This is a genomic window from Streptomyces yerevanensis (assembly GCF_000716805.1).
Taxonomy (GTDB): domain Bacteria; phylum Actinomycetota; class Actinomycetes; order Streptomycetales; family Streptomycetaceae; genus Streptomyces; species Streptomyces flaveus.
This window is the reverse complement of record NZ_JNWJ01000143.1, coordinates 1-4,973: the sequence shown is the minus strand read 5'-3', so window position 1 is coordinate 4,973 and position 4,973 is coordinate 1. Positions and strand designations below refer to the sequence as shown.

Below are 4,973 nucleotides of genomic sequence, written 5' to 3'. Positions count from 1 at the left end.
CAGGGCGAGGTCTGGGCGGGGGACTGGACTGCGAGCGTCAGGACGGGCTGTGTGGGCCATGCGGTGGAACCTCCCGGCATGGGTCGCGAGCGATGGGCGAACTCCCACACTGCCAGCACCTGCGCCCGATATATGCAATATATCCGTCACGTTTGACCCAAGGATGGCAAGGCGGATGCCGAGGTCATCAGAGCCGCACACGCGCGAGGTTCGGATTGGCTCACTGATCAATGTCAGATGCGCGCTGTAGCTTCCCCACATGGGTGTGTATCTGGTGAACGTCGGCGCGGAGGAATGGTTCGGTGACGAGGAGGACGGATGGGGGGAAGTTGCTTCAGCGCTCAACGCTGAACTCAGGCGACGGGGCCTGCCGCCCTACGAGGACGTACCTCCAGAAACGGACTTCGCACCTGGCTCAGGGCAAGCCTTCGAGGAGAAGCTGACTCCCTCCATGACCGGGCTCCTCGCCTTGTGCCAGACACACCTGTCACGAGAGGAATCAGAGATCCTCTGCGGCTGGACCGTACTCGTGCCCTTCTCGCTCGATGAGGAGATCTGGTTGCCCATCGTCTCCGCCGACTACGAGTCCATGGTCGCTGGCGCTCCCCAGGTACTACCGCTCGCCGAGAAGCTGGCAGCAGCCATCGATCTGCCAGCCGAAACCCCGACGACATGCGACAACCTCGACCTGAGCATGTGGTTCAGGCACCAAGCAAAGGAACTGGCCACTACTCGAACAGGACCGTGGAGCAAGGACCTGGACACAGCCTTCTACGTCGCACTGTTCCTGCGCGCTGCCCAGCACTCGATCCGACGTGGCTGCCCCATCGTCTGCACCTGAGACCCATCTTCTGTCCCACTGTTCTCCCAGCGGAGATCACTCACCGTGCGCGCGTCACAGAAAGCGAGCCAGAACCTGGGAGCTGACACCACTTGTCGCTCAGAGCGGGCAACGCCCGGTTTCGCCGGAGGGCGATGTATCTGAGTTCTGGGTTCTGGCACAGATCTTGGGGAGCGGTCGCGGAGCGTCACCCCGGTGTTCGATTGCGAGGGGTCGGGTTCGTGTGAGACCGCGTACGCCTTGTCGTCTGGCAGGCGAGAGTGACGCTCCGTCAGGTCTCTGCTCGTATCCGCCGTGGTCGGCTGTGGGCGGTGACGGTGCTGGTCATGCCGGCCGATGCATCGTTTTGGGACTCTCTCGTGTTCGACGGGATCGACGACGTGGACGTCGAGGCGGTGAGTGCTGCCTTCGGCACGGTCGATGTGGTGGCGAGAGGCCGGGCGGCCGGGGCAGCCTGTCCGGACTGCGGTCGCTTCTCGGACCGGGTGCACGACTGCTATCAGCGCAGGTTGAAGGATCTCCCGCTCGGCGGGCAGAGCGTCGTGATCTGGTTGACGGTCCGGCGTTTCATCTGCGGAGCGGCGGACTGTCAGCGCCGGACGTTCGCCGAGCCGTTCACCCAGTTGACCGCCCCGTACGCGCGGTTCACCACGCGGCTCAACCACACCCTGGAGCGCATCGGGCTCGCGCTGGCCGGACGGGCCGGTGCCCGGCTGGCCGCCCAACTGGGTCTCGGTGCAGGGCGGATGACCTTGTTGCGCAGGGTCATGGCACTGCCTGATCCGCGGTTCAGCACGCCGCGGGTGCTGGGTGTGGACGATTTCGCGATCCGCCGGGGGCAGACCTACTCCACCGTCTTGACCTGCGGAGAAACTCACCGTGTGGTCGATGTGCTCCCGACACGCGAAGCGCGGCCGCTGGCCGCCTGGCTGACTGCCCATCCCGGCGTGGAGATCATCTGCCGGGACCGGGCGGGCGCCTACGCCGAGGGTGCCCGGCTCGGCGCCCCCAATGCTCTGCAGGTCGCGGACCGGTTTCATCTGTGACAGGGCCTCGGCCGGGCCGTGGAGACCTGCGTCGCCGCCCACCGCGACTGTCTGCGAACACCGTGGCCCAATCCGCCGACCAGCGACACCCTGTCGGCGGCACGCCCGGACCCTGACCGACCGCAGGACGACTCGGATCCTGTCGGCCGGCGGGCCGAGCGCAAGAAGGCCGCGCACACCCTGGTCCACGAGTTGCTCGCGCAGGGCCACTCCCGTCGGGCGATCGCCCGGCACCTGGGCTGGGGCCTCAACACCGTGCCGCGCTACGCGCGCGCCGCACGCTGGCAGGACACCGAGAACCGGCCCCGGCCCAGCAGGCTGGATCCCTACAAGCCCTACCTGGAGCGACGGTTCGCCGCGGGATGCACCAGCGTCACCCGGCTGCACAGCGAACTGCTTGCCGAACACGCCCCCGTCACCTACGCCATGGTCCGCGCCCACATCGCCACCCTGCGCACCGCACCGGCGGGCACGCCGCCCCCGCCGCCGTCGGTGCGGCAGGTGACCGGCTGGCTCACCCGCCACCCCACGGCCCTGAGCGAGGAGAACCGCGCCGATTTGAAGGACGTCCTGGCCCGCTGCCCCGAACTGGACACGGCCGCCGGACATATCCGCGACTTCGGCGAGATACTCACCGGCCGCCTCGGCGCCACGCTCCCCACCTGGATCGACGCCGCCGAGGCCAGCCAGCTGCCCGGCCTCACCGGCTTCGCACTCCACATGCTCCGAGACCTCGACGCCGTGACAGCCGGACTCACCCTGGACTGGAGCTCCGGCGGCACCGAAGGCGCCGTGAACCGCATCAAGAAGATCAAAAGGCAACTTTACGGACGAGCCGGATTCGAACTGCTCCGCAAGATGATCCTGCTTCAGTGATGCTCTGCGATCGCTCGGCTGAGTAGGCCCGGAGCGCGGTGCCGGGATTACTCCCGGTCTGTTTCTCCGGCCTGCAGCGACCTCTGGCCATGGTGGCCGGGGTTGAACGGGGTGCGAGATGCTCAACCGGTGAAGCTTCTGATCACGACGAAACCCGCCCCGACGAGTGTGGCGACCGACGTGATGGCATAGGCGAAGGCGTCGCTGAAGTTGCGGTCTGTCGTCTCAATCGATGACGCGGAGACGCGTCTGGGGGCTGCCGCATCGTAGGTGACTTCCGTGGTGGCACCTGGGCCCATACCTTGGGGAAGGCGGCGAACCGGATTCGCTGACTCACTCTCGATCCGAGTGCCGTCAGGCAGAGCGAACACCACGGTGAGGTAGTACCAGTCGTCGCCGTCGCTGTCCGTGTCGATCCGGTAGTCGACCAGCTCGCCGGTCGTGCGGACCCCACGCAGACGCAGGCGGAAGATACGGTGAGCAGCAATGGCGCAGGCGACGGAGAGCGTGCACAAGATGAACGCTACGAGGACGCCCACGGCTATGGCCATGGCCGGATTGTATGCGGCGGTACGCGCCGGGACAGTCGGCGAAGGACGCGCCATCGGCGTTTGCCGCGCGGGCCGTTTCGTTGTGCTCGGAGACATGTTTGGCGGCCGTTATCGGGTTGAGGTGTTCGACCGGCTCGGCGGTATAGGCGAATGCGGCGGTAAGAGCCTCGCGGAGCGTCATTTTCGCCTGTCAGACGACAAGGCGTACGCGGTCTCACGCGAGCCCACTCCCTCGCAATCGAACACCGGGGTGACGCTCCGCGACTGCTCCCCAAGATCTGTGCCAGAACCGAGTTCTGGCAACACTCGGGGCCTTGCAGCGGGAGCCTGGGGGTGCTCTGCATGGTGAGGGGGCGCCGGTGCCACCGAAGACCAAGGTCGATCTGTACGCGGCGATCCGCCGTGATGCCCGGGCGGCGCAAGACGCGGTCACCAGCTGACGGGGCTTGCCCGTGACGGGGTTCCGCCCTTCACCCGCGCGTGCGGCGCCGGTAGTAGTGCACGGTCACCACACCCAGTAGCGGCCCCCAGGCGGCCACAGGCAGATAGCAGGCGGTCAGGAGCCAGTTGCCCCACGGCGTGATGTCCATCTGCGCGTGCAGGGTCGTCCAGACAAGCAGTACTCCGTAGACGCTGCAGGCGAGTGTGCCGAACGCCGCCGGGATAACCACGGCACGTACCGGGACCGGACGGCCTCCGAGATACGGCAGCCAACGCGGCCACACTTCTCCCCACGGCCGCACCAACCCGAGTGTCAGCCAGGCCAGACCTTCCTGGGCCAGCGACAGCAGAGGCAGCACCAGCAGGCCCCAGCCGGGCAGGAGCATCGCGTCGTACTCGGACTGTCCGAGTCCCAGCGGAACTCCCAGCACGGCGGCGAGGCGCCACACGGCCGATGGCAGAGACACCCAGACGACCGCGGCCGCCGCACGTCGCGCCCAGGCCGGGACGCCCGGCACCGTCCGACCCGGTGCGCGGTCGGATAAGTGCTTTCCTTCGGTCGGCACGTTGTCGGAGAAGGGAACAGTGGTGGGCATGCGGCATGCTCCTTGATCAGCGATGTCGTGCGATGCCCTTGATGCTTTCGCAGGCCCCGCCGCCCGGCGTCCGGCCACGGCATGAACACCATCAGCCACACGGCGTAACCGTATTGCCGCCGCATCAGCCCCGAGGCGTACGCGCCGCCACAGCCAGGCAGTGCTACGCGGACCAGAGAGCGATTCCTGCGATGTGGAGTGCCGCCATGTCGCGGCCGCATGAAGGGCCCTCAGGCGCCAGCAGCGTTGCTGGTTCTCATCGACATTTCCGAGCCGTGTGATCGCTCAGTGCTGCCCAAAACCGTCGACAAACGTTGCTCGCTCCCACGTACAAAACCAGCCGTCCCGCCGTCATGATCCAAACGCGGTCACGCACGCCCAGGCAGACACTGGATGCAAGGGGGTGGGTCCCGGCTCATGAAGCCGCCCGGGGTGACGGTCACGCTGCGGCGGGCGGAGCGCAGGGTTTCGGTGAAAGAGATGCGGTCGGGGTCGAGTTGACGGGTGGCAGCGGTTCTCGGCGTCAGTTCCCGCAGCGCATGGTGGACCAGGAGATGGGCCCAGATCTGCTGGAGGACACCGTCAGGGGTCTTACTGCTGAGCACGACCTTCGCGCCCCGCT

5 protein-coding genes and 1 pseudogene are annotated in these 4,973 nt (G+C 67.0%); 3 read left to right on the top strand and 3 right to left on the bottom strand.

Translation table 11 applies throughout. The features are described from left to right. Positions 1-259: 259 nt before the first annotated feature. The 3 genes from OP79_RS48325 (at position 260) to OP79_RS57885 (ending at position 2,763) form a co-directional block, all read left to right on the top strand. Positions 260-841 (top strand): hypothetical protein, encoded by a 582-nt coding sequence (locus tag OP79_RS48325; protein WP_033329598.1) that lies wholly within the window; start codon positions 260-262, stop codon positions 839-841. 311 nt (positions 842-1,152) lie between these two features. Further along, positions 1,153-1,887 carry an ISL3 family transposase gene (locus tag OP79_RS57890; protein WP_245685750.1) on the top strand — a complete coding sequence of 245 codons (735 nt, stop codon included), beginning with the start codon at positions 1,153-1,155 and terminating at the stop codon, positions 1,885-1,887. Between the two features lie 18 nt (positions 1,888-1,905). After that, positions 1,906-2,763 (top strand): transposase, encoded by an 858-nt coding sequence (locus OP79_RS57885; RefSeq protein WP_245685749.1) that lies wholly within the window; start codon positions 1,906-1,908, stop codon positions 2,761-2,763. Between the two features lie 122 nt (positions 2,764-2,885). Here OP79_RS57885 and OP79_RS48315 read toward each other — a convergent pair whose 3' ends face one another. From OP79_RS48315 to OP79_RS48305, 3 genes and pseudogenes are all read right to left on the bottom strand, one after another. After that, positions 2,886-3,314, bottom strand: coding sequence for a DUF3592 domain-containing protein (locus OP79_RS48315; RefSeq protein WP_157857539.1), 429 nt, complete (start codon positions 3,312-3,314; stop codon positions 2,886-2,888). Between the two features lie 470 nt (positions 3,315-3,784). Then, positions 3,785-4,351 (bottom strand): hypothetical protein, encoded by a 567-nt coding sequence (locus OP79_RS48310; protein ID WP_245685748.1) that lies wholly within the window; start codon positions 4,349-4,351, stop codon positions 3,785-3,787. A gap of 368 nt (positions 4,352-4,719) precedes the next feature. Beyond that, positions 4,720-4,973 (bottom strand): annotated as a pseudogene (locus tag OP79_RS48305) (hypothetical protein); the annotation flags it as partial.

What these genes read in the sequence shown, in the direction of transcription:
- OP79_RS48325 (WP_033329598.1), top strand. Translation starts at nt 260, where the DNA reads ATGGGTGTGTATCTGGTGAACGTCGGCGCGGAGGAATGGTTCGGTGAC.
- OP79_RS48315 (WP_157857539.1), bottom strand. Translation starts at nt 3,314, where the DNA reads ATGGCCATAGCCGTGGGCGTCCTCGTAGCGTTCATCTTGTGCACGCTC.
- OP79_RS48310 (WP_245685748.1), bottom strand. Translation starts at nt 4,351, where the DNA reads ATGCCCACCACTGTTCCCTTCTCCGACAACGTGCCGACCGAAGGAAAG.